Origin of the sequence: Streptomyces sp. NBC_01077 (genome assembly GCF_045162855.1) — a bacterium.
Classification (GTDB): Bacteria; Actinomycetota; Actinomycetes; order Streptomycetales; family Streptomycetaceae; genus Streptomyces.
Genome location: NZ_CP108669.1, coordinates 7,726,647 through 7,753,253 on the forward strand (window position 1 = coordinate 7,726,647; position 26,607 = coordinate 7,753,253).

A 26,607-nucleotide genomic window follows, 5' to 3' on the forward strand; every position below is an offset into this window, starting at 1 on the left:
TGTGCCGAATCTCCGGAAAATCGATGGCACGGTGCGCGGCCGACGGCCAGGATGCTGCCATGACCTACGGAATCGAGCTTCACTTCGCGCGATGAGCGCCCCGCACGAGCGCCCTACGCTCGCACCCTCCCTGTACGCGTACGCCAAGGGCCTGCGCGACAGCGGCCCCGACGGGCCGTCGCCCCGCCGCGGCCACCCCCTCCCCGACACGGCACGACCCCCCGGCCGCAGAGGCCTCCGCCACCACGAGGCCCGCGCCGCCGTCACCGACATCCTGCTCCCGCTCCTCGACGCCCCCGACCCCGCACGGGCCGCCGCCGAAGCGGAACGCGCGCTCGCTGCGACGGGCGTCGTCCGGGAGCAGACCGTCTTCCATGCGGCGGCCGCCGTCGAACCCCCCGAAGAACCCGCGGCCCGCGCCCGTACCCGGTCGTTCGCCCGACACCTCGTCCGGACCGGAACGACCGTCCCCGGCGTATCCGCCGGACTCGGGCTCCTGAGCCGACTCGCGGAACCCGAGGACATCCCGTACCTGCGCGTCCTCGGCCTGCTCGACGGACTCGTCCACCCCGTCGACGGCGCCCTCGCCCACCTGGACCGGGAGGCCGCCGCTCTGGTGTGGCTGATCCACCGGACCCAGGGCGAGGAACTGCGCGGCCTCGTCGACGTCCTCGCCACCGAGGACCGGGCCGCCGTGCCCGACCGGCTCCTGAAGATCCCCACGGAGGCGCGGGGAGTGGGGCCCGAGGTCGCCCGGCGGGTCGCCGAGGCCGTCGGCCTCGCCGGACTCCTCCGGACGGACCCGGCCCCCGGGCTCCTCGCACGGGCCGTGGACCTCCTCGCCCGGATGACCAGCAGCCGGGACTACCACGCGGAGGTCCTGCGGTACGGAGAAGCCGTCGACCTGTACGAGTCGGTGGCCGCCCACGCCCACCGACTGCCCCGCGACGTGGACCACCGGGCCCGGCTACTCACCCTTGCCCTCGACCTGCACAGCGGGGCCTCGCACCTCCTCCCCTGGCCGCCCGGCCGCCGTGAGGCGCTCCACCGCACCCTGCTGGACACGGCGGCGTGGCCGGGGCCGGCTCCGGCCGACCCGGACGGGCGGCGGCGCGCCGACTGGATCCGCCGTACGGCACGTCAGCTGCGCGCCGCTCCGCCGGACCCGCCCCGGTTCCGGATCGAGGTGGCCGTCGCCGACCCCGGAGACCCGGACGTCGTCGAGACCCGCGTCCTGATCGACGGACGACCCCTCGTGCCGGAGGCGTTCGGCCCGGGGCCGGGCGAGTCCCCCGAGCGGCTCCTCGACAGCGGAGCGCTACGGGCCACGCCCGAACCCCGGGAGGTGCGCCTCGCCGAGGCGTACTGCACCGAGGGCTGCTGCGGCGCGCTGTACGTGACCGTGCGGCGCGAGGGCGAGCACGTCGTGTGGAGCGACTGGCGGCGGCCGGGCGGACCTGTCGCCCGGCCGGACCTCCCCGCGTACCGCTTCGACGCCGTCGCATACGACGCCGAGATCGCGCGCGCCGAGCACGACCACGGCTGGACCTGGCCGGCCCGGCGCACGGCCCGGCTGATCACCGCCGGGCTACGCGACCACCCGGACCTCCTCACCCGCTGGGGCCTCCGCCAGGGCTGGATCAGCACGGACTTCCGCGAGCCGGACACGACCGTGGTCACCTTCACCGGACCGCCGCTCGGTGGCCCGGGCCGGAACGGGGCGGCGGGGGAGCCCCGCCAGTTCCTGTGGCGGTTGCCCGACGACGGCACCCCGCCCGAGGAGCGGTCCGCAGCCGCCCTGCGTCGCCTGGCCGAGGAGGACCCCAGGGGGTATCCGGAAGCGTCGGGGTGATCCTTACGGCCGTCCCGGTGAGCGCCAGTGGTCCACTCCAACGACGGTTTTCCACAGGGGTGGTGGGGCCGCCGGGCGGCGCGTACGGTGCCAGACATGAAGATCCTCATCAGCGCCGACATGGAGGGCGCGACCGGTGTGACCTGGCCCGCCGACGTGCTGCCCGGGACGCCCCAGTGGGAGCGGTGCCGCTCGATGTTCACCTCCGACGTGAACGCCGCCGTCCTGGGCTTCTTCGACGGCGGCGCGGACGAGGTCCTCATCAACGAGGCGCACTGGTCCATGCGGAACCTGCTCCTCGAGCGGCTCGACGAGCGGTGCGAGATGCTCACCGGGAAGCACAAGTCCCTCTCCATGGTCGAGGGCGTGCAGCACGGGGACGTCGACGGCATCGCCTTCGTCGGCTACCACACGGGCGCCGGCACCGAGGGCGTCCTCGCGCACACCTATCTCGCCAACTCGATCACCGGCGTCTGGATCAACGGCGAGCGGGCGAGCGAGGGCCTGCTCAACGCCCATGTGGTCGCGGAGTACGGCGTCCCCGTCGTCCTCGTCACCGGGGACGACCTCACCTGCGAGGACGCCCTCGGCTACGCGCCGGAGGCACCCAAGGTCGCCGTCAAGGACTACGTCTCGCGGTACGCGGCGGTGTGCCGGACCCCGGCCAGAACCGCCGCCGACATCCGGGCGGCGGCCAAGGCCGGCGCCGCGCTCGCGGTGCGCCACGAGCCGGTCCGCGGCGGCCCCTTCACCATGGAGCTGGAGTTCGACGCCGAGCACCTGGGAGCCGCCGCCACGGTGGTTCCCGGCGTGGCGCGCAGCGGGGAGCGGCGCGTCACGTACACCAGCGAGACGATGTACGAGGCAATTCGCACGTTCAAGGCGGTCACGACCATCGTCTCGGCCGCAGTGGAGGAGCAGTATGGCTGAGGAGGTCCGGGGCCCGGACACGACAGCGCTCGACGAGGTGGTCACCTTCACCTCGGAGCTCATCCGTATCGACACGACCAACCGGGGCGGCGGCGACTGCCGTGAGCGGCCCGCCGCCGAGTACGTCGCCGAGCGGCTCGCCGCCGCCGGCATCGAACCCACCCTCCTGGAGCGGACCCCCGGCCGCACCAACGTGGTGGCGCGCATCCCCGGCACCGACCCCTCGGCCGAGGCGCTCCTCGTCCACGGACACCTGGACGTGGTGCCCGCCGACCCCGCCGAGTGGACCACCCACCCCTTCTCCGGCGAGATCCGCGACGGGGTCGTCTGGGGACGCGGCGCCGTCGACATGAAGAACATGGACGCGATGGTCCTGGCCGTCGTCCGCTCCTGGGCCCGGCAGGGCATCCGGCCGCGCCGCGACATCGTCCTCGCCTACACCGCCGACGAGGAGGCGAGCGCCGAGGACGGCTCCGGCTTCCTCGCCGACCGGCACGCGGCGCTCTTCGAGGGCTGCACGGAGGGCATCAGCGAGTCCGGGGCGTTCAGCTTCCACCCGCAGCCCGGCACCACCCTCTACCCGATCGGGGCGGGGGAGCGGGGCACCGCCTGGCTCAAGCTGACCGCCCACGGCCGGGCCGGCCACGGCTCCAAGGTGAACACGGCCAACGCCGTCACCCGCCTCGCCGACGCCGTCGCCCGGATCGGCTCGCACACCTGGCCGGTCCGGCTCACCGCGACCGTCCGGGCCGCCCTCACCGAACTGGCCGCGCTGTACGCCATCGACATCGACACGCGCGCGCCCGACCTCGACGTGGACCTCCTCATCGACAAGCTCGGCCCCGCGGCCGCCCTCGTCGCGCCGACCGTCCGCAACAGCACCAACCCGACGATCCTCGACGCCGGTTACAAGGTCAACGTCATCCCGGGCCAGGCCGTCGCCTACATCGACGGGCGGACGCTGCCGGGCACCGATGAGGAGTTCGCCGCGACCATGGACGAGCTGGCCGGGCCGCACGTGGAGTGGGAGTTCCACCACCGCGAGGTCGCCCTGGAGGCTCCCGTGGACTCGCCGACCTTCGCGAAGCTGCGGGCCGCCGTCGAGCGCTTCGACCCGGACGGGCACGTCCTGCCGTTCACCATGTCCGGCGGCACCGACGCCAAGCAGTTCTCCCGGCTCGGCATCACCGGCTACGGCTTCTCGCCGCTCCGGCTGCCCCCGGACCTCGACTACGGGGCCCTCTTCCACGGCGTCGACGAACGCGTCCCCGTGGACGCCCTGCACTTCGGCGTCCGGGTGCTCGACCACTATCTGAGGACGGCGTAGAACCGTGACCGTTCGGGTATCGCCATGACCGTTCGCGCAACACCGTGACAGGGGGAGCAGAGATGGCCAGGACCACGGCCGCCCACGGCAGCTGGCCGTCACCCGTCGACGCGGCGCTCGCCGCCGCCCACGACGGGCGGCCCGAGTATCCCGGCGTCGTCGGCGACGAGCTGTGGTGGACCGCACCACGCCCCACCGAGGGCGGCCGTCGCGCCCTCGTGCGGCGGCGCGCCGACGGCACCGAGGAAAGCGTGCTGCCCGCCCCGTGGAACGTCCGCAGCCGGGTGATCGAGTACGGCGGCCTGCCCTGGGCGGCGGTCGCGCGCCCGGCGGGCGGACCGCTCGCCGTCTTCTGCCACTTCCCGGACCAGCGGCTCTACGCGTACGAGCCGGATGCCGCGCCCGGCACGGAGCCCCGGCCCCTCACGCCCGTCTCCGCGATCGGCGGCGGACTGCGCTGGGTGGACCCGGTGATCCACCCGGACCGGGGCGAGGTGTGGTGCGTCCTGGAGGAGTTCACGGGCCCCGCCCCGACCGATGTCCGCCGGGTGCTCGTCGCCGTACCCCTCGACGGCTCGGCCGCCGAGGACCGTGCGGCGGTACGTGAACTCTCCGACGGGCGGCACCGGTTCGTGACCGGCCCCCGGCTCTCCCCGGACGGGCGCCGGGCGGCCTGGATCGCTTGGGACCACCCCCGGATGCCCTGGGACGGCACCGAGGTCCAGCTGGCCGAGGTCGCCCCCGACGGTACCTTCCAGGGAGCGCGAACCGTCGCGGGCGGGCCCACCGAGTCGATCCCACAGGTCGACTGGGACGCGGCGGGACGGCTGCTCCTCACCAGTGACCGCACCGGTTGGTGGAACCTCTACCGGGCGGAGATCGACGCGCGCGGCGGCCTGGGCGAACCGGCAGCACTCTGCCCCCGCGCCGAGGAGTTCGGCGGACCGCTCTGGAAGATCGGGCTGAACTGGTTCACCCCCCTGGAGAACGGTCTCATCGCCGTCGTCCACGGCAAGGGCACCACCACCCTCGGCATCCTCGACCCCGAGCGCGGCGCACTCGTCGACGCGGCCGGCCCCTGGACCGGATGGGCCTCGACCCTCACCGCCCACGGCAGCCGCGTGGTCGGCATCGCCGCCTCCCCGCACAGCTCCTACGAACTCGTCGAACTCGACACCCGCACCGGCCGCAGCCGGGTCGTCGGCGCCGCGCACAGCGACGCCGTCGACCCCGCCTACCATCCCGAGCCCCGCCTCCGTACCTTCACCGGCCCCGGCGGGCGCGAGATCCACGCGCAGGTCTACCCGCCCCACCACCCCGGGTTCACCGGCCCGGAGGGCGAACTGCCGCCCTATGTGATCTGGGCGCACGGCGGCCCCACCGGACACGCCCCGCTCGTCCTCGACCTGGAGATCACCTACTTCACCTCGCGCGGCATCGGGGTGGCCGAGGTCAACTACGGCGGCTCCACCGGCTACGGCCGGGAGTACCGCGAGCGGCTGCGCGAGCAGTGGGGCGTCGTCGACGTCGAGGACTGCGCGGCCGTCGCCGAGGCGCTCGCCGCCGAGGGCACCGCCGACCCGGCCCGGCTCGCCGTCCGCGGCGGCAGCGCGGGCGGCTGGACGACCGCCGCCTCCCTCGTCGCCACCGACGTGTACGCCTGCGGCACGATCATCTACCCCATCCTCGACCTGCGGGGCTGGGCCACCGACGAGACCCACGACTTTGAATCCCAGTACCTCCACGGCCTCATCGGATCGATCGACGACGTCCCCGCCCGGTACAAGGAGCGCTCGCCCATCGAGCACGTCGACCGCGTCACCGCGCCCTTCCTGCTGCTCCAGGGCCTCGACGACGTCATCTGCCCGCCCGCGCAGGCCGAGCGCTTCCTCACCCGTACCGCCGGCCGGGGCGTCCCGCACGCCTACCTCGCCTTCGAGGGGGAGGGGCACGGCTTCCGCAGGGCCGACACGATGGTGCGCGCACTGGAGGCCGAACTCTCCCTGTACGCACGGACCTTCGGCGTCACCAGGACGGACGTGCCCGACCTGGAGTACCGGACGTGACCGTGCCCGATCCCGCCTCCGATCCAGGCCTCGACGGGGGCGCGGCCCTGCCGCACGTCAGGTCGCTCACCCGGCCCGAGCGGCTGCGGCCCGGCGCGCGGGTCGCCGTCGTCGCCCCCAGCGGGCCCGTTCCCGAGGAGCGGCTGAGGGCGGGGCTCGACATCCTCCGCGGCTGGGACCTCGATCCCGTCGTCGCCCCGCACGTCCTGGACACCCACCCCACCGTCGGCTACCTCGCGGGGGGCGACCGGGCCCGGGCCCGGGATCTGACCGAGGCCTGGTGCGACCCCTCGGTCTCCGCCGTCCTCTGTGCGCGCGGCGGGTTCGGCGCGCAGCGGATGGTCGACCTCCTCGACTGGCGGGCGATCCGCGAGGCCGGGCCCAAGGTGTTCGTCGGCTACAGCGACATCACCGCCCTGCACGAGGCCTTCGCCGTCCGGGCCGGTTTCTCCGCACTGCACGGTCCGATGGTCGCCGCGGGGACCTTCCTCTCGGACCCACGCACCCAGGAGTCGCTTCGGGCCACGCTGTTCGAGCCCGAGTCGGTACGGACGCTCGGCCTGGACACGGCACGGACCCTGGTGCCGGGCCGGGCCCGGGGCGTGACGCTCGGCGGCTGCGTCAGTCTCCTCGCCGCCGACCTCGGCACCCCGCACGGCCGGCCCACGGCCCGCGGCGGGCTGCTGCTCCTGGAGGACGTGGGGGAGGAGCCGTACCGGCTCGACCGCATCCTCACCCAACTCCTGCGCTCCGGCCGGCTCGACGGGGTCGCGGGCATCGCCCTCGGCTCCTGGGCGGAGTGCGGCCCGTACGAGGAGGTGCGGGCGGTCCTCGCCGACCGGCTCGGCGGGCTCGGGGTGCCGGTGGTGGAGGAGCTGGGTTTCGGCCACAGCGAGACGGCGCTGACCATGCCGCTCGGGGTGTCCGGCGTACTGGACGCGGAGGCGGGCACCCTCACCCTCGATGTGCCGGCCCTGCGCTGAGGAGCGGGCGCGGGGCCGCTGAGGCGGCTGCCGTCCGCGCCGATGCTCTCACCGATCGGTGACGACCGTCTTCACTGAATCTCCGTCAACAACCTTTGCCCGGCGCATTGACGGGGTCTTACACGTGTCACAGCATGGGCGCTGCCCGGTACCTACCAGTCGGTAGGTGCGGTGGGTCTCTCGGCGTCGTCCTCAGCGTGGAGGTCTCTGTGTCCCGTGCCGTGCCCCGTTCCCGCAAGGCCCTCGCGCTCGTGGCCGGTGCGGCCGCGCTCGCCGTTCCCCTGACGCTCGCCGCGCCCGCGAGCGCTGCCGAGGCCGAGACCCTCACCGGCGCGTACACCGTGGCCCCGCTCCGGTTCACCGTCGAGGCGGGTGGCCGGAGTTGTGTCGTCGACGCCGACCTCTACCGGCCGGCCGGTGTGGACGCCGGGCATCCCGCGCCCGCCGTCCTCGCCACCAACGGCTTCGGTGGCAGCAAGAGCGACGGTTCCACCGACGCCATCGGCAAGGCCTTCGCCGAGCGCGGCTATGTCGGCCTCGTCTACTCCGGCCTGGGTTTCGGGAAGTCCGGCTGTCTGATCTCCCTCGACGATCCGGCGATCGACGGCCGCGCCGCCGCCCGGCTCGTCGACTTCCTCGCCGGCAGCCGGGCCGCCGACGACGGTACCCGCGCCGACTTCGTCACCCAGGACCGTGAGGGCGACCCGCGCGTCGGCATGATCGGCGGCTCCTACGGCGGGGCCGTGCAGCTCGCCGCCGCCTCCGTCGACCGCCGTATCGACGCCATCGTCCCCCTCATCACCTGGAACGACCTCGCGTACTCCCTCGCCCCCAACGCCGCCGACCGTGACACCCCCGGCGTCTTCAAGTGGCAGTGGGCGAACGGCTTCTACCTGATGGGCGAGGGGCAGCCGCTGCTCGTCCCCTCCCTCGACCCCAGCCGGATCAACTCGCTCCGCTGTCTGCACTTCGTCACCGACGCCTGCGACACCGTGCGGCTCCTCAACTCCGGCCGCTACCCGAAGGCCGAGACCGAGAAGATGCTCGCCTACGCCCGCAGCGTCTCCCCGGTCTCGTACGTCGACCGCGTCACCGCCCCCACCCTGATCGTCCAGGGCCAGGCCGACACCCTCTTCAACCTCAACGAGGCGCGCGCCACCTACGACCGGCTGCGCGAGCGCGGTGTCGACACCCGGATGATCTGGCAGTCCTGGGGCCACAGCGGCGGCCAGAAGCCCGGTGAACTCGACCTGGGGCAGGGGAACCTGGAGTCCAGCTACGTCGGTCAGCGCGTCCTCGCCTGGTTCGACCGGTATCTGCGGCAGAACCCGACCGCGGACACCGGCCCCGCCTTCGCCTGGTACCGCGACTGGCAGAGCGGCTACGGCACCGCGGCCGGGGTCCCGGCGCTCAGCCGGCGGCTGTACCTCTCCGGCGACGGCAAGCTCGTCGACAACCGTACGAAGGTCGCCCGGGGCTCGCGGACGTACAGCAACTGGCTCTTCCCGACGAGCCATTCGGAGTCCTCGCTCGCCGGGTTGATCGGGCTGTCCGACCCCCGGCCGTACGACACCCCCAGCACGTACCTCGGCTGGACCAGCGCCCCGCTCACCGCGCCCGCCGACCTCGTCGGCGCGCCGAAGGCCACCCTGAAGGTGGACTCGCCGGTCGCCGAGCGCGTCCAGGGTTCCGGCGACGCCGCCGACAAGCTCGTGCTCTTCGCCAAGCTCTACGACATCGCCCCCGACGGCACGAAGACCCTGGTCAACCGCCTTGTCGCGCCGGTGCGAGTGCCGGACGTCACCCGCCCCTTCACGGTCGAGCTGCCCGCCGTCGTCCACCGCTACGAGACCGGCCACCGGCTGGAGCTGGTGATCGCGGCGAGCGACACGGCGTATTCCGGCAATCGCGGCATCAAGCCGGTGACGGTCGTCAGCGCCCCTGAGGACACCGGGACGCTCGAACTGCCCCTGGTTCAGGGGCGGGTGGGTTAGGACTGGAGCGTCGCGTACCCCGGGCGGACGATCTCGTCGATCAGCCGCTGCCGCTCCGGCAGCGGCAGGAAGGCGGCCTCGAGCGCGGCGACCGTGAACTCCTCGAAGACCTCCGGGCCGTACCCGAAGGCGTCCACCATGTGCTGGAACTCCTCGCTCATGGTGGTGCCGGAGACCAGCCGGTTGTCCGTGTTGAGCGTGATCCGGAAGCCGAGGCGGCGCAGCTCGTCGATCGGGTGTGAGGCGTAGTCCTTCGCGGCGCCCGTCTGGAGGTTGGACGTCGGGCAGACCTCCAGGGCGATGCGGTTGTCCCGGACGTACGAGGCGAGCCGGCCCAGGGTGCCGTCCTCGGCGATGTCGTCCGTGATCCGCACGCCGTGGCCGATCCGCTCGGTGCCGCAGACCTGCACGGCCTCCTGGATCGACTCCGCGCCGACGGCCTCTCCCGCGTGGATCGTGAAGTGGCAGTTCTCCCGCTTCAGGTGCTGGAAGGCGGGGAGGTGACGGGCCGGGGGGTTGCCGATCTCGCCGCCGGCGATGTCGAAGCCGGCCACGCCCTTGTCCCGGTGCGCGACCGTGAGCTGCGCGATCTCCAGGGAGCGGTCCGTGTGGCGCATCCCCGTCAGGAGGGTGCGGACGGTTATACGGCCGCCGGAGCGGCGCTCGCCCTCACGGAAACCGTCGTTGACGGCCTCGACGACCTCGTCGAGGGTCAGGCCGCCCTGGAGGTGCTGCTCCGGGGCGTAGCGGATCTCGGCGTAGACGACGCCGTCCGCCGCCAGGTCCTCGGCGCACTCGGCCGCGATGCGCGTGAGCGCCTCGCGGGTCTGCATCACCGCGCAGGTGTGGGCGAAGGTCTCCAGGTAGCGCTCCAGCGAACCGGAGTCGGCGGCGTCCCGGAACCAGACCGCGAGCGCGGCCGGGTCCTCGGTCGGCAGCGCGGTGTAGCCGCACTCCCGTGCCAGCTCGACGATGGTCGTGGCGCGCAGCCCACCGTCGAGGTGGTCGTGGAGGACGGCCTTGGGGGCCCGGCGGATCCACTCGGAGACGGTGGCGGCGGCAGGCGTGGCAGGGTTGTCAGACAAGTGCATGGCGGGGAAGTGTACGCCACGGGGGAGGGGTGCGCTGTGACGGCCCCGGCGGGGGGTCGGGACGGCTGTCCGGCAGGGGGTCGGGAAGGTGCCCGGCAGGGGGTTGGGAAGGTGCCCGGCGAGGTGGGGGAGGCGGTCCGGCAGAGGGTGGCGAAGGCGGTCCGGCAGGGGTGGGGAGCGCGGCCCGGCGGGGAATCCGCAGGGCCGCCCCCACCTAGTGGGACTGCAGCACCGGCAGTGCGGGTGCGCCCGTCGGGAGCATGTGCTTGGCGGCCAGGACCGGGGTCTCGCCGACCCGTACGACCTGGGTGATCAGCACGGCCGGGGTGTCCGCCGGGCGGCCCAGCTGGTCCCCGCGCCGCCGCCCGAGCAGTGTCGCCGTGATGCCGCTGTGTGCGCTGAGTGCCGTCTCGCGCGAGGCCCCGACCAGGACCGAGAGCATGGAGACGGCAGGCCCGCGCGCGGAGCCGCCGGCCGTCGCCGGGGTGCCCGTCCGTGCCGGAGTGCCCGCCTCCGTGAGCGCCCCGGTCCCCGCCCGGGTGCCCGACCCCGCCGGCGTCTCCGCATCCGCCGAGGTTCCCGTCTCCGTCGCCCGCAGGGCCCGTGCGAACTCCGGGTGCACCCGGTCGAGCAGCTCGTCGGCCGCCGCCCATTCGTGGCTCAGCGCCGCCGCCGTACCCTCTCCGGTCAGCACGGACTCCCAGAACCGGAGCTCCGCGCGGGCCGGGGCGAGGAGGTGCTGGGTGGTGAAGTCGGTCGGCTCCTCGACGGTCCGCAGCAGCGCCCGCACCCGCAGCGGCGTCCCCGCGCCGATCAGCTCCTCGAGCGGCTGGACGTGCTCGAACCCCCGCCGGGGCGGCCGGTCGTTGACCGTCCGGCCCACCCCGCGCCGTACAGTCAGCAGGCCGTCCTCCTGGAGCAGCAGCAGCGCCTCGCGCAGGGCGGGCCGGCTCACGCCCAGTTCGGCGGCGAGCTTCGGCTCGGAGGGGAGCGTCGAGCCCGGCGGGTAGGTGCCGTCGTGGACGGCGTCCGCGATCCGCTCGTAGAGCGCCACGACCGGTCGCCGCCGCTGTCCGCTGACCGCCACGGCCGCTCCTCGTCTCGGTTCCGGTCGGATCCGGCCGGTCCCTGCTGTGGTTCCGGCCCCGGCTCCGACGGTGTCCGGCACCACGGTAGTCGGCCCACGTTGTCTGACAAGTCACCCGTACGGCTCTCCTCGCCGTCACGGTGAGGCTCCGCCCACCTCATTCTGGTCCCACGGCTGTGGCCGGGTACGACCGACGGCACGACGGAGGAGAGGGCCGGGCATGAGTCCCAACGAGACGTCACGGACATCGGGCGGGGGCAGGTCCCGGTTCACCGAAGCCCTCACCCCTGGCCGGATCGGGATGATGGCGCTCGCCGTCATCACCCTGGTCTTCATCTTCCAGAACACCGGCGAGGTCAAGATCCGGCTCCTGATCCCCGAGGTGTCCATGCCGCTCTATCTGGCCCTGCTCGCGACCGCGCTCATCGGCGCCGCGTGCGGGTACTACGCCGCGACCCGGAGGCGGAAGTGAAGCGGCGCGCCGTGGTGGGGGCGGGCGCGGTCCTCGCCCTCGCGGCCGTCGCCGTCACCTCGACGGAGGAGGCCGGCGCGGCCGACGACGCCGGGACCCGTCCGGTGCCCGACTTCCTCGGCCGCGGCCTGTGGCGGGTCTTCACCCGGCTGGACCCCCGTACCCGGCTCGACGTCCACGACGTGAGCGGACGGGACCGGCGGGTGCTGTGGCCGCCGCGGTGGCAGGTCGTCACGCAGTACCCGGCGGCGGGCACGGGCCTCGACCGCCGCACCACCGTCATGATCGGAGTCGTACGGAAGGGAGAGAGCTGCCCGCCCCGGGTGCGCACGGCGCGGCGCTGAGCGCTCCGCACCCCACCCGCGGCCCTTGCCCTCCGCGCGGCTTAGCCTGGCCGTATGTCCGACGATCTTGGCCGGTATCTCGCCGCCGGGCCCCGTGTGGGCCTGCGCGCCTTCTCCCTCGACGACGCCGAGGAGTTCACCGCCCGCGCCCGCGAGAGCCGGGAGCTCCACCGGCCCTGGCTGTTCCCGCCGTGTACGGCGGAGGCCTACGGCGTCTACGCCTCCGCCCTCATCGAGGAACCGGCGCGCGAGGGGTTCCTGGTGTGCGAGCACGGAGACCCACACGGCGGGATCGCCGGCTTCCTCACCGTCAACAACATCGTCCGGGGCGCGTTCCGCAGCGGTGCCCTCGGTTACGGCGCCTTCGCGCACGCCGCCGGGCGCGGCCTGCTCACCGAGGCCCTCGGGCTGGTCCTCGCGTACGCCTTCGGGCCGCTCGGACTCCACCGTCTCGAAGCGAACATCCAGCCCGGCAACGCCCCCTCCCGCGCGCTCGTCCGCCGCGCGGGCTTCCGTCTGGAGGGCTTCTCGCCCGCGATGCTGCTCATCGACGGGGCCTGGCGCGACCACGAACGCTGGGCGATCACCGCGCCGGATCCCGAGGACGCGACCGGTGAGGGTGACGCCACTCAGCGCTTGTAGTTGATCTTCATCGTGTCGAGGTCGGTCACGGTCGAACGCAGTGCCTTGTACCCGTGGCCGAGCTCCCCGAGCGCGGTCTCCACCCGGTCCTCCGCGAGCGCGCCCGCCATCTCGTCGCCGTCCTCGGCGTCGGAGACGACGACCAGGCGGTACGAGAAGTGCTTCAGCGTCCGGTCGTAGGCCAGCGAGCCCTCCTCCGTGAACCGCATCGCGATCAGCCCGTGCGCGTCCACCTCGGCGAGCAGCCGAGTCCGGCTCTCCTCCGACAGACCGTCGAACGTGCCGCGCACGATGACCCGGTAGGTGTGCTGCGTGCCCATTCCTCGTACTCCCTGCGCCCTGGTTCCCCGGCCGCCCGACGGCGCACCGACCCTCCACCCTACGGCGGCGGCCGTCCGCGCCGCCGGGATTTTCCGGGCACCCCGCGCCCCCGGCCCGGCCGTAGCCCGAGCCCCCGGCTCGGTGAAGCCCGACGCCGAGAACCCCTGGTCAGGAAGGCCCCCGGCGTGTTCCATGGGGCGATGACGACCGTACGACGTGCCGTACTGACGCTGCCCGCCGCCCCGTTGGGCCCGGACAACCCTCTTCCCGCACTGCGGGCCCCCGCCGGGGCCGGGGCCCACGCGGTCGACCCGCGGACCCTCGCGGAACTCCCGCGCGACATGGCCCGGGGCATCGGCCGGGCACCCCTGCGCAGCCTGCTGCCCGCCCCCGTCCGCGACGGCTACGGCCGCGAGCGCACGCCCGCGGAACTCGACACGATCGTGATCGAGAACGACCGCCTCCGGGTGACCGTGCTGCCCGGTCTCGGCGGCCGGATCCACTCCCTCCACCACAAGCCCACCGGACGCGAACTCCTCTACCGCAACCCGGTGTTCCAGCCCGCGGCGTTCGCGCTCAACGGCGCCTGGTTCTCCGGCGGCGTCGAGTGGAACATCGGGGCCACCGGCCACACCACCCTGTCCTGCGCGGCCCTCCACGCGGCGACCGTCCGCGCACCCGACGGCGGGCCGATGCTCCGCCTCTGGGAGTGGGAGCGGCTGCGCGACCTGCCCTTCCAGGTCGACCTGTGGCTCCCGGAGGACTCCGACTTCCTGTACGTCGGGGTCCGGATCCGTAACCCCCACGAGCGCCCCGCCCCCGTCTACTGGTGGTCCAACATCGCCGTTCCCGAGGACCGCCGCGTCCTCGCGCCCGCCGACGCGGCCTGGCACCACGGCTACGAGCGGGGCCTGCGCCGGGTCCCCGTACCGGTCACGGAGGACGGCGCCGACCGCACGTACCCGCTGAACAGCACCCATGCCGCCGACTGGTTCTACGACCTGCCCGAGGAGCAGCGCCGCTGGATCGCCGCCCTCGACACGGACGGCACCGGACTCGTCCAGACCTCCACCGACCCGCTGCGCGGCCGCAAGCTCTTCGTGTGGGGTACCGGGCGCGGCGGCCGGCGCTGGCAGGAGTGGCTGACGGAACCGGGCACCCCCGGCTACGCCGAGATCCAGGCCGGACTCGCCCGTACCCAGCTGGAACACCTGGAGCTCGCGGGCGGCGCGGAGTTCAGCTGGCTGGAGGCCTACGGACCGCTCGCCGTCGACCCCGCCACGGCGCTCGGCGACGACTGGACGGCGGCCCGTTCCGGCGTCGAGTGCAGCCTGGCCGGCGCCCTGCCCCGTACCGCCGTCGACGCGGCGTACACGGCCTGGCGCGAGGGCGCGGCCGACAGCGCGCCGGAGGAGGTCCTCGCGGCCGGCTCCGGCTGGGGAGCGCTCGAAGTCCTGCGGGGAGGCTACGAGCTGCCCGGTACGCCGTTCCCGGAGTCGACGCTCGGACCCGAGCAGGAACCCTGGCGGGAACTGCTGCGCACCGGCGTCCTGCCACCGTCGGTGACCGGCGCCGCACCGGGAACGCCGCCGGTCCCACCACTGGTCGCGCCGCTGGTCGCTTCGCCCTGGCGGGACATGCTGGAGACCGCCCCCGCCGACCCGTCCACCGAGTACCAGCTCGGCATCGCCCAGTGGCACGCGGGTGATCGCGCCCAGGCGGTACGGAGTTGGGAGCGGGGACTCAAGGAGGCCACCGTGCGCTGGCCCCTGCTGTACTGCCTGGCCGTCGCCGACCGGGAGGACGGTCACCCGGAACGGGCGGCCGAGCACTTCACGGAGGCCTTCGCCGACCACCAGGGAACGGAGGGCGGCACGGATCGCGAAGGAGAGGACGGTGCGGATCGCGAGGGCGTGCGGGCCACCGTCGTCGCCGCTCTCGGTCGTGAGGCGCTCGACGCCCTCCTCGCCGTCGGCCGGCCCGACCGGGCGCGGACCCTCTGGCACCGGCTGCCCGAGCCGGTCCGGCGGCGCGGGGCCTTCCGGCTGTTCGATGTCCGGCTGCTGCTCGCCGAGGGCCGGCGGGACGAGGCCCGTGCCGTCTTCGACGAGGGCTTCGAGGTCGCGGACCTGAGCGAGGGCGCCGAGATCCTGGGCGAGCTCTGGGCGCGGGTCACCGACGAACTCCTCCCGGACACCTATGAGTTCAGGATGCGACCGAGCTGAGAGCGGGCCGCTCAGGGGGCGCGGTCGCTACCCTGGAAGGGGCGGCGACCGTGGGGTATCGGGGGTCCGGAGATGGCGGCATGGGCGACACAGGAGTGCCGGTGCGGTCATCCGCGATTCCGTCACGGGGCACCCCGGTTCTCGGGAGCCTGCGAGGCCTGCCTCTGCGGATCCTTCGAGATGCCCCCGGCCCCGGTCCTCAAGGACGAGCCGCCCCCGCCCCCGGAGCGGGACCGCACCCCCCATCCGAGCTGCCCTCTCCAGGACCCGGACTGCCTCGGATTCCACGACTTCTCCTAGACCCGCGCGGCAGATCACGGGCCGTGAAGAAGTACGTCGTCCTCACGTCGTACCCGCTCCCGCGGTAGTGCAGCGGCGACCATGGGAACGGGCACCTCTCGCGCCGAGGGGTGCCCGTTCCGCGGTTCCGCACAGGAGGTACGTGAATGGCGCGCACGCGCGAGGTCTACTCCTACGACTACGCGGCGGACTTCGGGCTCAGCGGCCTCGCCGGCACGCTCTGCGCCCGTGCGACGCTCCGTCTCGACGACCTGGTGGTGCTCGACATCGCCGAGTCCGAAGCGGAGGACGACGACCTCCAGCTCAGCGCCGACGTACGGCTCCTCCTCGGCTCCGCGCTGCCGGACGAGGTGCTCCACACCGTGTGGCTCGCGGCCGTACGCCGCTGCTTCGACCCCGCCGAGGAAGGCACGGACACCCGGGCCTGGCTGGACCGGGTCGCGGAGCTGTGCCCGCCGCGCGCACCGGAGCGCGAACCGTACGAGGTGAAGTCCCTGGACGAGGTGCGGCCCGTGGTGCCGGAGGGGGAGCTGCGGACGGCCGTGGCGGCGGAGATCGAGTCGGCCGCGGCCGGCCTGGAGCTCCGCGTCGCCGTACCGGGGATCGTCCCCGCCCTCCTCCGGGTCGTGCGGGAGGCGGACGCCGACCTCGGGTTCCGGCTGTTCCTGAGGGCGCTCAAGGCGTACTCCGTGCCCGTCGGGGCGGACGCGTACGAGCGGCTGCTCGCCATCGGTGACACGCTGGCCTACCCATGGGCCGTCGTCCACGACGAACTGACCGTGCGCTGGCGCCCCCTCGACCCGGGCCGTCGCGACTTCGCATCCGGCCGCTTCGGGCTGCCGACGCTCGCGGCCGTCCTCCGCGGGACGGAATGGACGTACCTGGGCACCCCGCGCGAGCACATCCAGCGGCTCGCCGACGACGGCCCGGGGCGTTCTCCGGGTGCGTCCGCCGCGGTACTTCTCGACGACGTGTGGCGGCTCCTCGACTCCGCCCTGCCGGAGGAGGCGGTCGGTCTGCTGTGGCGGACCGCCGCCAGGCGCCTGTACGTCCTCGGCGAGGAGGAGTTCGACGCCGACGGGCGGGCCTGGCTGGAGCAGGTGTCCCAGGTGTGCCACGCACACCTGGGAGAGGTCGACCCCGCCTACGCGCCCTTCCTGTCTCCCGCCAGGACCGATCTGACGGAGGCGGTCCTGCGGGAGGTCCGCGAGGCGGTCCACGCCGACGCGGAGGAGGTGCGGGGAGTGGCGCGGGTCCTGGAGCACGTGGTCACGGCGGTCGACCCGGACCTCGGCTTCCGCTTCCTCCTCCAGGTCCTCTCGGCGTACGGGGTCCCCGTCGCCGCCGACCGGCGGGCCCGGTACCGGGCGCTCGCCGGGCAGTTCGGGTTCGGCGACGACCACGTGGAGGACGTGCTGCCCGAGGACCGCCACGGAGGGGCGTAGCCCGTCCGTCAGGACACCCGGCACAGGATCTCGCCGTGCGGGACCATGAACCAGGCGTCCTCCCGCGTACCCCACTCCCGCCAGGCCTCCGCGATCGACGTCAGCTCGGCGCCGGTCGCGTGGCCGCCGTTCACGGCCAGGTCGGCGTAACCGGAGCCGGTCGTACGGTCCGCCCACATGCCGCTCCACCAGGCCCGCTCCTCGGGCGTGGCGAAGCACCAGGTGGCGGCCGTCGTCGTGATCTCGGTGAAGCCGGCCTGCCGGGCCCAGGAGAACAGACGCCGTCCCGCGTCCGGTTCGCCGCCGTTGGCGCGGGCGACCCGGTGGTACAGGTCCAGCCAGCCGTCCAGAGCGGGCCGTTCGGGATACCAGGCGAAGGCCCCGTAGTCGCTGTCGCGGGCCGCGACGACACCGCCGGGGCGGCACACCCGCCGCATCTCGCGCAGTGCCTGGACCGGGTCGCCGACGTGCTGGAGCACCTGATGGGCATGGACCACGTCGAAGGAGTCGTCGGGGAAGTCCAGGGCGTGCACGTCGGCGACCGCGAACTCGACGTTCTCCAGACCGCGTTCGGCCGCCACGGCGCGGGCCTTCGTCAGGACGTCCTCGGCCGCGTCGACGGCGGTCACCCGGCCGGGCGCGACCAGGGCGGCCAGGTCGGCGGTGATGGTGCCGGGCCCGCAGCCCACGTCCAGGACGTCCAGGCCGGCCGAGAGCGCGGGCAGCAGATAGGCCGCGGAGTTGGCGGCGGTCCGCCAGCTGTGCGAGCGCAGGACCGACTCGTGGTGACCGTGGGTGTAGACGGCCGTCTCATGGGCCGCGGGGCGCGCGGAAGGGGCGGAGGCATGCGTCATCGAAGCGACTCCCTCGGTGTGGGTGCGTGCTCACCACCGTACGCACGGATGTCGAATGATGAGACCCGCGTCTTGTCATTTGGACAGGATGCCGGTCGAACAGGACGCCCCGGTAGCGGAGTTCGTCGGGAACCGACCTGACGAACCCCGTGTGACAGCACCATGAACGGGCCGTCCGGACCGCCTTCGCGCCCCTAGGATCGGCCGCGCCGCCGCCCGGTGGCGCGCCTCTCCCACGTGCCGAGGAGTCCCGTGCCGAACTCGCCCGCGCCCGCCCGCCGCTCCCTGCTGAAGGTCCTCACAGCGGCCCCGGCGGTCTCCGCCCTCGGCGGGCTCGCCACCGCCGCACCCGCATCCGCACACGCCCGCACCGCACAGGCCGCGCCCGGAGCCACCGGCCCCGTCGGTCCACTCGCGCCGCCCCAGGTCCCCCTCGCCGCGCCCGGCATCGTCAAGGCCCTCCCGGCCGGGTACTTCACCGTCCGGGGCACCAACGCCGAGGCGCGCTTCGACAGCTTCGGGGACACCGGCGCCCTCACCCCCACCGACCGCTTCTTCGTCCGCAACCACACCACCACCCCCGTCCTCGACGCCGCCGACTGGCGCCTGACCCTCTGGGGCGACGGACTCCACGGCCGCAGCCCGGTCCACTTCACGTACGGGCAGCTCCGCGACCTGCCCTCCGTCACCCGTACGGCCCTGATCGAGTGCGCCGGAAACGGCCGCAGCCTCTACGCGAGCCAGCAGGGCGAGCCGGTCACCGGCACCGCCTGGACCCTCGGCGCCGTCGGAGCCGCCCGCTGGCGCGGGGTGCGCCTCGCCGACGTGCTGCGGAGGGCCGGCATCGCCCGTGACGCCGTCGACCTCCAGCCGCGCGGCCTCGACGACCCGTACGTCTCCGGCGGCGTCGACTACGGCCGGGTGCGCCGCCCGCTGCCGGTCGCCAAGGCCTTCGACGACGTGATCCTCGCGTACGAGATGAACGGCGAGCCCCTCCCGTACGACCACGGCCATCCCGTCCGGCTCGTCGTGCCCTCGTGGGTCGGCATCGCCTCCATCAAGTGGCTCGGCGACATCGAGGTCTCCACCCGCCCGCTCACCTCGCCCTGGTCCACCGACTGGTACCGCCTCTTCGGCCCCGCCCACCCCGAGGGCGGCTCCACCCCGATCAGCCGCCAGACGATCAAGTCCGCCTACCAGCTGCCCTTCGGCGCCACCCTGGAGGCCGGCCGCGTCCACCGGCTCACCGGCCGCGCCTGGTCCGCGCTCGCGCCCGTACGGACGGTCGAGGTGTCCACCGACGGCGGCGCCCACTGGCGGCGGGCCCACCTCCACGACACCCCCCGGCGGGACGGCTGGGTCCGCTGGAGCGTGCCGTGGCGCCCGCGCGGCACCGGTCCGGTCACCCTGCTCTCGCGGACCACCGACACCGCCGGCAACACCCAGCCCGAGCGGGCCGTCCACAACACCCAGGGCTATCTCTTCAACGCGATCGTCCGGCACCCGGTGACCGTCGTCTGACCCGCCCCACCCGCGGCCGGCGTCCGTCGCGTCCGGACCCGGCACCCCGGCCGTCGCCTGAAGCGACGCCTGGAGCGGCGGAACCGGCCGAACCTTCGTATAAAGGTCACGGGGTGCCGTGCCGGCGCCCCCGTGCGCTCAGGAGGTACGGGACATGCGGCAGACGGCTCCGGACGGCCGTGGCCCGGTGCGCTACGGCCCTCCCGCCCCCGACACCGGCCTGCCCGTCCTGCCGGTACTCGCCGGACTCCTCGCGGCCGCCGCCGGACGGACCACCCCCGAGCCGCCCGGCGGCGGCCCCCTCCTCCGCGAGGCCGCCTCCGGCTACTGGTGGCGCCGAGGCCTGCGCACCCACCCCGAGGACGTGGTGGCGGGCCCCGGAGCCCCCGCGCTGCTGCTCGCCCTGATCGCCGCCCACGGCGGCGACCTCCTCCTTCCCCGGCCCTGCCCCGCCTGGTGGACCCCGCAGGCCCGCCTCCTCGGCCGCCCGGCCTACCACGTGCCGACCCCCGCCGAGGCCGGCGGCGTACCCGACCCGTACGCCCTTCTGGAGACCGTCCGGCGGATCCGCGCCGAGGGCGGCACCCCGCGCGTCCTGCTCCTGTCGGTCGCCGACGACCCGACCGCCACCGTCGCCCCGCCCGAACTCGTCCGCGAGGCCTGCGAGGCCGCCGTCGCCGAGGGCCTGCACGTCATCAGCGACGAGACCTGGCGCGACACCCGCCACCACCCCGAGGACACCGTGCTCCTCAGCCCCGCCGAGATGTGCCCGGACGACGTGACCGTCCTCTCCGACCTCGGCGGCGCGCTCACCCCGGCCGCCTGGCCCTGCGCCGTCGCCCGCTTCCCGCCCACCGATCCGTCCCGCGCCGACCGCTGGACCGACCGCAGGGCCCGCGTCCTCGACGTGCTCACCGCCCTCGGGGCCGTCGTCCCCGGGCCCGTCGCACCCGCCGCCGCGCACGCCCTGGACGAACCCGAGGACGTCACCGTACGGGCCAGGCGCGCGGCCGCGATCCACGGTCGCGTGGCCGCGGCCGCGCACCGCGCGGTCCTCGCCGCCGGGGCCCTCGCCCGGCCGCCGCAGGCAGGCCGCCACCTCTACGCCGACCTCGGGCCGCTCCGGTCCGGACTCGCCGCCCGGGGCGTCACCGACTGCCTGGAACTGGAGAGCCACCTCACCGCGCGGCTCGGAGCCCCGGCGACCGGCGGCCACCGCTTCGGCGACGAACTCGGCGCCCTGCGCGTCAGGTTCGGCACGGGCATGTTCCTGGGGGACACGGAGGAGGAGCGGGCGGAGACGCTCGCCGCGCAGGACCCGGAGGGGCTTCCCCATGTGGCCCGCAGACTCGCGGAGTTCGAAGGAGCCCTGGAGGAACTCCGGTGACAAGGCCTCGAATCGAACTCCGGCAGCAGCCCCCGCCCCGTACCGCGCACGACGGAGGTGCCCCGTACCTGCGGCGGCCCTCACCCCGAGTTCCGCACGGCCGAAGCGCCCGGCACCGGCGACCCGCACCACCCGCACGAGCCGCCTCTCCGCACCGGCGACCCGCACCACCCGCACGAGCCGCGCAGAACGGAGCCCGCAGATGACGGAACGGACGGCACACCCCGCGCGGGCCGCACAGGCCCCGTACCAGCCCGATCCCGCCACGGCCCCGGCCCCTTCCCCCGCGCCCGCTCCCGTCCTCCAGCCCGTCGGGCGGCTGCGCCTCGACTGGCCCCGTAGCTTCGCCGACCGGCTCACCGCCCCCCTCCCCGGCGTGCGGGCCCTGGCGCGGCTCGCCCGCGAGGGTGCCGTACGTCCCCGCCCCGAAGGCCTCCGTGACATCCCGCTGCTGCCCTTCGAGCCGGGCCCGCTCCCGCCCGCCGGTCCCGACACGTTCGCCATCACCTGGGCGGGGCACGCCAGTTGGGTGCTGCGGATGGGAGGTCTCACCGTCCTCACCGACCCCGTCTGGTCCCGCCGCATCTTCGGCACCCCCGCCCGGCTCACCCCCGTCGGCGTCCGCTGGGATGACCTGCCGCGCGTCGACGCCGTCGTCATCAGCCACAACCACTTCGACCACCTCGACGCCCCCACCCTGAAACGCCTTCCCCGGCACACCCCGGTCTTCGTCCCCGCCGGCCTCGGCCGCTGGTTCGCCCGCCGACGGTTCAGCCGCGTGACCGAGCTCGACTGGTGGGAGGCGGCCGAACTCGACGGCGTGCGCTTCGACTTCGTCCCCGCCCACCACTGGTCCAAGCGCACCCTCCTGGACACCTGCCGCTCCCTGTGGGGCGGCTGGGTGCTCACCGACCGGGCCGGGCGGCGCGTCCACTTCGCGGGCGACACCGGCTACGGCCACTGGTTCGCGGAGATCGGCCGCCGGTACCCCGGCATCGACCTGGCACTGCTCCCGATCGGCGCCTACGACCCCCGCTGGTGGCTCAGCGACGTCCACACCGACCCGGAGGAGGCGGTCCGCGCCCACCAGGACCTGGGAGCGCGCCGCATGGCCCCCATGCACTGGGCGACCTTCGTCCTGTCCTCCGAGCCCGTCCTCGAACCCCTCACCCGGGTCAGGACCGCCTGGGAGCAGGCCGGGCTGCGCCGCGAGGACCTGTGGGACCTGCCGGTCGGCGGCTCACGGGTGCTCGTGCCCTGACACCCCGCTCACCTTCGGCCGTCCCCTGACCCGCCGCCACAGTGCGGGCACCGCGCTGATCAGCACCGTGAGGCCGACCGCGGCGACGACTCCCTGCCACGGCTCCGGAAAGAGCGAACCGCCCAGGATCCCGATCAGCTGGTACGTCGCCGCCCACGCCAGACAGGCCACCGCGTCGCCCCGGACGAAGCGCAGCAGCGGCATCTCCGACAGCAGGCACGCCAGCATCACCGGGATCCGCCCGGCCGGCACGAGCCGGGACAGCACGAGCACCGACACCTGATGGGTGTCGAGCCGCTCCTGCGCGTGGGCGAGCCGCTCCGGCGTCACCCGGCCCCGCAGCGCGGCGAGCCACCGCGATCCGTTGCGGGACCGGACCCCGCGCTGCCCGAGCCAGTAGAGGGCGGTGTCGCCGAGGAGCGCGGCGGCCGCGGCCACCAGGAAGACGAAGAGCAGCGCGAGCGGCGACGTCTGGTGGAACGCGACCACCGCCGCCGAACTGACGATCGCGCCCGTCGGCACGACCGGCACGAGCGCGCCGAGCGCCACGAGGAGGAACAGCGAGGGATAGCCGACGGCCTGCTGCGTCGACTCCGGCGGCAACTCCCGCACCGCCGTCACGATCCCGGTGAGCCCGTGGATCACCGGGCGCCCCCCGGCAGGACGGTCGTTCCGGGCGAGGACACGGTGCGTGTCGCTCCCCGCCTCACCGCGCCACCTCCGGACGTACCCGCTCGCCGTGGGCGAGCAGATGCACCGCCACCTTCGGTGCCAGCCGCGCCGCGTGCCGTACGAACTCGTCCCCCGGCGCGTGGAACTCGTGCGGCCGGATCCCGTCGAGCCCGATCGGCCAGTACGTGCCGTAGTGCACCGGGACCGCCGCCGCGGGCGACAGTGCGGCGAGCGCCTCGGCGGCCCGGCCCGCGTCGAGGTGGCCGTGCCCGAGGTACGGGCCCCAGCCGCCGACCGGCAGCAGCGCCACGTCCACCGGCCCCACCGCCTCCGCCATCCCGTCGAAGAGCCCGGTGTCCCCGGCGAAGTACGTCCGCGCCTCGCCCTCGACGACGTACCCGAGCGCGGGGGCGCGGTGCGGCCCGACCGGCAGCCGCCGTCCGTCGTGGAGCGCCGGCACGGCCCGTACCGTCACGCCCTCGACCGTCACCGTGTCGCCCGGCTCCACCTCGGTCAGCCGCACCCCGTTCCCGTCGAGGCGGCGCAGCCCCGGCACGGCGGCGGGGGCGCCGCGCGGCACGACGAGGAGCGTCCCGGGCGCGAGCCGGGCCAGCGAGGGCAGGTGCAGATGGTCGGAGTGCAGATGCGAGACGAGGACCGCCTCGGCGACCGCGGCCTCGGGCGGCGGCAGGGCTCCGCGCCGCCGCCGCAGGTGCGCGAGCCGTCGCGCGAACAGCGGATCGGTGAGGAAGCGGACCCCGGAGTCCTCGACCGTGCAGGTCGCGTGACCCCACCAGGTGACCTCCACCGGCATGCCGCCTTCCGTCGTCGCGGGCTCCGGCCGCCGTTCACGATGTCCGCGGTCGTACCCTCACTCCGTATCGAGGGTAAATGTCCGGAGCGGGCACCGGAGGATGTTCGGCCGCGCCGTCCCGCAGTAGGGTCGGCGCATGGACGACGTTCGGGTGGCGGCGATCGCCAGCCTCACCCCGCTCGAAGAGCTGGACAGCGACCCCTTCCTTGTCGACACGCGTGGTCAGCACGCGGTGTGTGCCCGCTGGGCCGACGACAAGGGGTACGTGGTCGCCCGCCAACTGCTGTTCTACGGGATCCGTCCCGACCACGCGGCGCTGTGGATGGACGTGGAGGCGGGGGCGGTCGACCTGTTCGTCGCCGCCAACGAGCGCGTCCTCGCGCGCGCGTTGACCTCTGTGCCCGGCTTCCGCGCCGAGTGTGCCCGGCGCGGGGTGCGGGTGGAGACCGCCTGTCCCGACGAGCCGGTGTACGAGCCGGTGTACGACGCGGCGGCCAAGGCGGGCGTGCACCGGCGGCTCTCCATGCCGACGGCCGGGTACGACGGTTCCTGAGCCGCCCCTGCGGGCCCGACCACCTGACGTACGACCTGGGCTACGACCGGGAGCCCCGGCCCCGTACGCGACCTGACGTACGACGTGACCGCAGGGCGGCAGCGGTCGGCCCCTCCCGCAGGCGACCTGACGTACGACCTGACACACCCGTGCCGATCGCCGTCATTCGTTTTCCCCGCCGACCGTGGGCGTTGTGCCACGCTTGAGGCAGGAAACGGGCGAAAGGTGAAGCGGGCGTGGGTGACGGGCGATGGGGTGGCGCCGACCGCTGGCGGGCCGCGGGCAGAGCGCTGGGGCGGGTGATCGTGGTGTGGGCGGTGTCCACGCTCACGATGCTGATCCTCGCCGGGCTGCTCCCGGCCTTCGAGCTCCAGTCCGCCGACGGCGACAGCTTCACGAGAACGGCGCTCACCGCCGCCGCCGCGGCCGGCGCGTTCGGTCTGCTCGGCGCGCTCGTCTGGCCCCTGATCGTGCGGGCCCTGCTGCTCGTCCCGGCCCTCGTGCTCGGCCTGCTCGTCTTCTTCCTCAACGGTTCGATGCTGCTCGTCGCGCTCTGGCTGATCCCCGACGGACGCGGCGCCGCCGACCCCGAGACCGCCGTCGTCGTCGCCGCCGTCATGTCCGCCGTCGCCTCCGCCACCTCCACCGGCCTCGCCGTCCGCGACGACGACGCCTACCGGCGCCGGCTCTACCGGCTCACCGGCCGCACCCGCCCCCGCGCCTCGGACGACGCTCCCGAGCAGATCCCCGGGACGGTCTTCCTCCAGCTCGACGGCGTCGGCCACCACGTCCTGCGCGGCGCCGTCGCCGACGGGCTCATGCCGACCGTCGCCGCCTGGATCGACGCCGGCCACCGGCTCACCCCCTGGCGCACCGACTGGTCCAGCCAGACCGGCGCGAGCCAGCTCGGCATCCTGCACGGCTCCAACGAGGACGTGCCCGCCTTCCGCTGGTACGAGAAGGACACCGGCAGGCTCATGGTGTCGAACAGGCCGGCCGGCGCCCTGGAGCTCCAGCGCCGGGCCGTGCGCCGCACCGGGGACGGCGGCCTGCTCACCGTCGACGGGGCCTCGCGCGGCAACCTGTTCAGCGGCGGTGCCGACCAGCTCGCGCTCGTCCTGTCGATGGCAGCCCGGCGAGGCCCGCGCAACCGCTCGCGCGCCGGCTACTTCGCGTACTTCTCCGACCCGGCCAACGCGGTCCGCACCGCCGGATCGCTCGTCACCGAGTGCGTCCGCGAGATGTTCCAGTCCACGCGGGCGCTGCTGCGCCGCGACACCCCGAGGGTCTCGCGCGGCGGCACGTACCCCTTCGTCCGCGCCTTCGCGACGGTCGTGGAGCGGGACGTGGTGGTCTCGGCCGTGATGGGGGACATGCTCGCCGGGCGGACCGCCGTCTACGCCGACCTCGTCGCCTACGACGAGGTGGCGCACCACTCGGGCCCGCACGGCAGGGACACCGACCAGGTCCTCCGCCGCCTCGACCGCTCGATCGCGCTGATCGCCACCGTCGCCGAGCACGCCCCCCGCCCGTACCGGATCGTGCTGCTCTCCGACCACGGGCAGAGCCCCGGCGAGACCTTCGAAGGCGCGTACGGGCTGACGCTCAAGGACCTCGTCAGGGCCGGGTGCGGACTTCCCGTGCCGCGGCGCGTACGCCGGACCCGCAGCGGTTCCGAGGCGCGGGACGCGGCCGGGGACGCGCTGCGGCTCGCGCTGCACCGGCCCGTGGACGAGACCGGCGAGCGCGCGCGGGAGCTGCCCGCCCGGCCCTCCGAACCCGTCGTCCTCGCCTCCGGCAACCTCGCTCTCATCTCGTTCCCCGACGTGCCGCACCGGATGACCCGGGAGGAGATCGACCGGCGCCACCCCGCCCTGCTCCGCACTCTCGCCCACCATCCGGGCGTCGGCTTCGTGCTCGTGGCGAGCGCCGAGCACGGCTCGGTGGTGCTCGCCCGCGACGGGGTGGAGGTGCCGGTGGCCGAGCTCGACGACGGGGGACCGCTCGCCGTCTTCGGGCGGGGCGCGGCGCGGGCGGTACGGCGCACGGACGGCTTCCCGCACGTCGCGGACATCATGGTCAACTCGATGTACGACCCGGCGACCGGCACCGTGCACGCCTTCGAGGAGCAGATCGGCTCGCACGGCGGCCTCGGCGGCGAGCAGTCGCACCCCTTCCTCCTCTCGCCGCCGGACCTGTCGCCGCCCGTCGGCGCGGGGGAGGAGATCGTCGGCGCGGAGCAGGTGCACCGGGTGCTGCGGCGCTGGCTGCGGGAGTGCTCGGGTCCGCAGGTCCCGCTGGAGATCGCGCCGCCCACGGACGGACCGGAGTCACTTCTCCCGGTCGACGAGCCCGTCGCGCAGGACAAGAACCACTAGATCCCGGGTCCCGACCGCCGCTGCGACGCCCGTGTGGTGAACCGGTGAATCACGCGCCTCACCCGTAGGCCGCCCGGGCGGATCTCGA

Annotated in this window: 22 protein-coding genes; 16 read left to right on the top strand and 6 right to left on the bottom strand. The window is 74.4% G+C overall.

Translation table 11 applies throughout. The features are described 5' to 3' along the window. The first annotated feature begins 91 nt into the window (after window positions 1-91). The 6 genes from OG462_RS34815 (at window position 92) to OG462_RS34840 (ending at window position 9,152) form a co-directional block, all read left to right on the top strand. Window positions 92-1,852, top strand: coding sequence for a hypothetical protein (locus tag OG462_RS34815; protein WP_406063909.1), 1,761 nt, complete (start codon window positions 92-94; stop codon window positions 1,850-1,852). Window positions 1,853-1,948: 96 nt separating this feature from the next. Further along, window positions 1,949-2,782 carry a M55 family metallopeptidase gene (locus OG462_RS34820; RefSeq protein ID WP_406063911.1) on the top strand — a complete coding sequence of 278 codons (834 nt, stop codon included), beginning with the start codon at window positions 1,949-1,951 and terminating at the stop codon, window positions 2,780-2,782. Next, complete coding sequence (locus OG462_RS34825) at window positions 2,775-4,109, top strand: M20/M25/M40 family metallo-hydrolase (RefSeq protein ID WP_406063912.1); 1,335 nt, start codon at window positions 2,775-2,777, stop codon at window positions 4,107-4,109. The genes OG462_RS34820 and OG462_RS34825 overlap by 8 nt, the downstream gene beginning before the upstream one ends. A gap of 62 nt (window positions 4,110-4,171) precedes the next feature. Next, window positions 4,172-6,175, top strand: a complete 2,004-nt coding sequence (locus tag OG462_RS34830; protein ID WP_406063914.1) for a prolyl oligopeptidase family serine peptidase — start codon at window positions 4,172-4,174, stop codon at window positions 6,173-6,175. Window positions 6,176-6,222: 47 nt separating this feature from the next. Further along, entirely contained in the window at window positions 6,223-7,158 is a 936-nt protein-coding gene (locus tag OG462_RS34835) for an LD-carboxypeptidase (RefSeq protein WP_406066839.1), read from the top strand. A 209-nt stretch (window positions 7,159-7,367) separates the two neighbouring features. Next, a complete protein-coding gene (locus tag OG462_RS34840) occupies window positions 7,368-9,152 on the top strand; it encodes a CocE/NonD family hydrolase (protein WP_406063916.1) in 1,785 nt (594 codons plus the stop codon). Here the strand turns inward: OG462_RS34840 and OG462_RS34845 are convergent. Together OG462_RS34845 and OG462_RS34850 are read right to left on the bottom strand one after the other, a co-directional pair. After that, the gene (locus OG462_RS34845; RefSeq protein WP_406063918.1) at window positions 9,149-10,243 is read right to left on the bottom strand and encodes an adenosine deaminase; all 1,095 of its coding nucleotides are present in this window, start codon (window positions 10,241-10,243) and stop codon (window positions 9,149-9,151) included. The genes OG462_RS34840 and OG462_RS34845 overlap by 4 nt on opposite strands. Window positions 10,244-10,457: 214 nt before the next feature. Further along, window positions 10,458-11,330, bottom strand: coding sequence for a GntR family transcriptional regulator (locus OG462_RS34850; RefSeq protein ID WP_406063920.1), 873 nt, complete (start codon window positions 11,328-11,330; stop codon window positions 10,458-10,460). Between the two features lie 220 nt (window positions 11,331-11,550). On the opposite strand from OG462_RS34850, the gene OG462_RS34855 reads away from it, so the two are divergent. The 3 genes from OG462_RS34855 to OG462_RS34865 are packed head-to-tail and all read left to right on the top strand — an operon-like array spanning window position 11,551 to window position 12,788. Next, window positions 11,551-11,802 (top strand): lipopolysaccharide assembly protein LapA domain-containing protein, encoded by a 252-nt coding sequence (locus OG462_RS34855; RefSeq protein ID WP_406063922.1) that lies wholly within the window; start codon window positions 11,551-11,553, stop codon window positions 11,800-11,802. Further along, window positions 11,799-12,146: a hypothetical protein gene (locus OG462_RS34860; RefSeq protein ID WP_406063924.1), complete on the top strand. Its 348-nt coding sequence runs from the start codon at window positions 11,799-11,801 to the stop codon at window positions 12,144-12,146. The genes OG462_RS34855 and OG462_RS34860 overlap by 4 nt, the downstream gene beginning before the upstream one ends. A 54-nt stretch (window positions 12,147-12,200) precedes the next feature. Next, the gene (locus OG462_RS34865; protein ID WP_406063926.1) at window positions 12,201-12,788 is read left to right on the top strand and encodes a GNAT family N-acetyltransferase; all 588 of its coding nucleotides are present in this window, start codon (window positions 12,201-12,203) and stop codon (window positions 12,786-12,788) included. Here OG462_RS34865 and OG462_RS34870 read toward each other — a convergent pair. Continuing rightward, window positions 12,776-13,108 carry a DUF6204 family protein gene (locus OG462_RS34870; protein WP_406063928.1) on the bottom strand — a complete coding sequence of 111 codons (333 nt, stop codon included), beginning with the start codon at window positions 13,106-13,108 and terminating at the stop codon, window positions 12,776-12,778. The genes OG462_RS34865 and OG462_RS34870 overlap by 13 nt on opposite strands. A gap of 201 nt (window positions 13,109-13,309) precedes the next feature. Between OG462_RS34870 and OG462_RS34875 the strand changes: the two genes are divergently transcribed. Further along, on the top strand, window positions 13,310-15,334 hold the full coding sequence (locus OG462_RS34875; protein WP_406063930.1) for a DUF5107 domain-containing protein: 2,025 nt from the start codon (window positions 13,310-13,312) through the stop codon (window positions 15,332-15,334). A gap of 446 nt (window positions 15,335-15,780) precedes the next feature. Next, the gene (locus OG462_RS34880) at window positions 15,781-17,079 is read left to right on the top strand and encodes a hypothetical protein (RefSeq protein WP_406063932.1); all 1,299 of its coding nucleotides are present in this window, start codon (window positions 15,781-15,783) and stop codon (window positions 17,077-17,079) included. A gap of 8 nt (window positions 17,080-17,087) precedes the next feature. Here OG462_RS34880 and OG462_RS34885 read toward each other — a convergent pair whose 3' ends face one another. Further along, entirely contained in the window at window positions 17,088-17,933 is an 846-nt protein-coding gene (locus tag OG462_RS34885) for a methyltransferase domain-containing protein (RefSeq protein ID WP_406063934.1), read from the bottom strand. A 252-nt stretch (window positions 17,934-18,185) separates the two neighbouring features. Here OG462_RS34885 and OG462_RS34890 point away from each other — a divergent pair, with 252 nt between their 5' ends. From OG462_RS34890 to OG462_RS34900, 3 genes are all read left to right on the top strand, one after another. Beyond that, window positions 18,186-19,454 (top strand): sulfite oxidase, encoded by a 1,269-nt coding sequence (locus OG462_RS34890; protein ID WP_406063935.1) that lies wholly within the window; start codon window positions 18,186-18,188, stop codon window positions 19,452-19,454. Between the two features lie 154 nt (window positions 19,455-19,608). Next, window positions 19,609-20,841: an aminotransferase class I/II-fold pyridoxal phosphate-dependent enzyme gene (locus OG462_RS34895; protein WP_406063937.1), complete on the top strand. Its 1,233-nt coding sequence runs from the start codon at window positions 19,609-19,611 to the stop codon at window positions 20,839-20,841. 202 nt (window positions 20,842-21,043) lie between these two features. Continuing rightward, window positions 21,044-22,102, top strand: a complete 1,059-nt coding sequence (locus tag OG462_RS34900; RefSeq protein WP_406063939.1) for an MBL fold metallo-hydrolase — start codon at window positions 21,044-21,046, stop codon at window positions 22,100-22,102. Here the strand turns inward: OG462_RS34900 and OG462_RS34905 are convergent. Together OG462_RS34905 and OG462_RS34910 are read right to left on the bottom strand one after the other, a co-directional pair. Beyond that, on the bottom strand, window positions 22,082-22,747 hold the full coding sequence (locus OG462_RS34905; RefSeq protein WP_406063940.1) for a DedA family protein: 666 nt from the start codon (window positions 22,745-22,747) through the stop codon (window positions 22,082-22,084). The genes OG462_RS34900 and OG462_RS34905 overlap by 21 nt on opposite strands. A gap of 61 nt (window positions 22,748-22,808) precedes the next feature. Beyond that, window positions 22,809-23,588 (bottom strand): MBL fold metallo-hydrolase, encoded by a 780-nt coding sequence (locus tag OG462_RS34910; protein WP_406063942.1) that lies wholly within the window; start codon window positions 23,586-23,588, stop codon window positions 22,809-22,811. A 136-nt stretch (window positions 23,589-23,724) separates the two neighbouring features. Here OG462_RS34910 and OG462_RS34915 point away from each other — a divergent pair, with 136 nt between their 5' ends. Further along, window positions 23,725-24,141 (top strand): hypothetical protein, encoded by a 417-nt coding sequence (locus OG462_RS34915; protein ID WP_406063944.1) that lies wholly within the window; start codon window positions 23,725-23,727, stop codon window positions 24,139-24,141. Window positions 24,142-24,377: 236 nt separating this feature from the next. Further along, entirely contained in the window at window positions 24,378-26,519 is a 2,142-nt protein-coding gene (locus tag OG462_RS34920; RefSeq protein WP_406063946.1) for a phage holin family protein, read from the top strand. Window positions 26,520-26,607: the final 88 nt, after the last annotated feature.

What these genes read in the sequence shown, in the direction of transcription:
- OG462_RS34815 (WP_406063909.1), top strand. Translation starts at nt 92, where the DNA reads ATGAGCGCCCCGCACGAGCGCCCTACGCTCGCACCCTCCCTGTACGCG.
- OG462_RS34820 (WP_406063911.1), top strand. Translation starts at nt 1,949, where the DNA reads ATGAAGATCCTCATCAGCGCCGACATGGAGGGCGCGACCGGTGTGACC.
- OG462_RS34825 (WP_406063912.1), top strand. Translation starts at nt 2,775, where the DNA reads ATGGCTGAGGAGGTCCGGGGCCCGGACACGACAGCGCTCGACGAGGTG.
- OG462_RS34830 (WP_406063914.1), top strand. Translation starts at nt 4,172, where the DNA reads ATGGCCAGGACCACGGCCGCCCACGGCAGCTGGCCGTCACCCGTCGAC.
- OG462_RS34845 (WP_406063918.1), bottom strand. Translation starts at nt 10,243, where the DNA reads ATGCACTTGTCTGACAACCCTGCCACGCCTGCCGCCGCCACCGTCTCC.
- OG462_RS34855 (WP_406063922.1), top strand. Translation starts at nt 11,551, where the DNA reads ATGAGTCCCAACGAGACGTCACGGACATCGGGCGGGGGCAGGTCCCGG.
- OG462_RS34865 (WP_406063926.1), top strand. Translation starts at nt 12,201, where the DNA reads ATGTCCGACGATCTTGGCCGGTATCTCGCCGCCGGGCCCCGTGTGGGC.
- OG462_RS34870 (WP_406063928.1), bottom strand. Translation starts at nt 13,108, where the DNA reads ATGGGCACGCAGCACACCTACCGGGTCATCGTGCGCGGCACGTTCGAC.
- OG462_RS34875 (WP_406063930.1), top strand. Translation starts at nt 13,310, where the DNA reads ATGACGACCGTACGACGTGCCGTACTGACGCTGCCCGCCGCCCCGTTG.
- OG462_RS34880 (WP_406063932.1), top strand. Translation starts at nt 15,781, where the DNA reads ATGGCGCGCACGCGCGAGGTCTACTCCTACGACTACGCGGCGGACTTC.
- OG462_RS34885 (WP_406063934.1), bottom strand. Translation starts at nt 17,933, where the DNA reads ATGACGCATGCCTCCGCCCCTTCCGCGCGCCCCGCGGCCCATGAGACG.
- OG462_RS34895 (WP_406063937.1), top strand. Translation starts at nt 19,609, where the DNA reads ATGCGGCAGACGGCTCCGGACGGCCGTGGCCCGGTGCGCTACGGCCCT.
- OG462_RS34900 (WP_406063939.1), top strand. Translation starts at nt 21,044, where the DNA reads ATGACGGAACGGACGGCACACCCCGCGCGGGCCGCACAGGCCCCGTAC.
- OG462_RS34910 (WP_406063942.1), bottom strand. Translation starts at nt 23,588, where the DNA reads ATGCCGGTGGAGGTCACCTGGTGGGGTCACGCGACCTGCACGGTCGAG.
- OG462_RS34915 (WP_406063944.1), top strand. Translation starts at nt 23,725, where the DNA reads ATGGACGACGTTCGGGTGGCGGCGATCGCCAGCCTCACCCCGCTCGAA.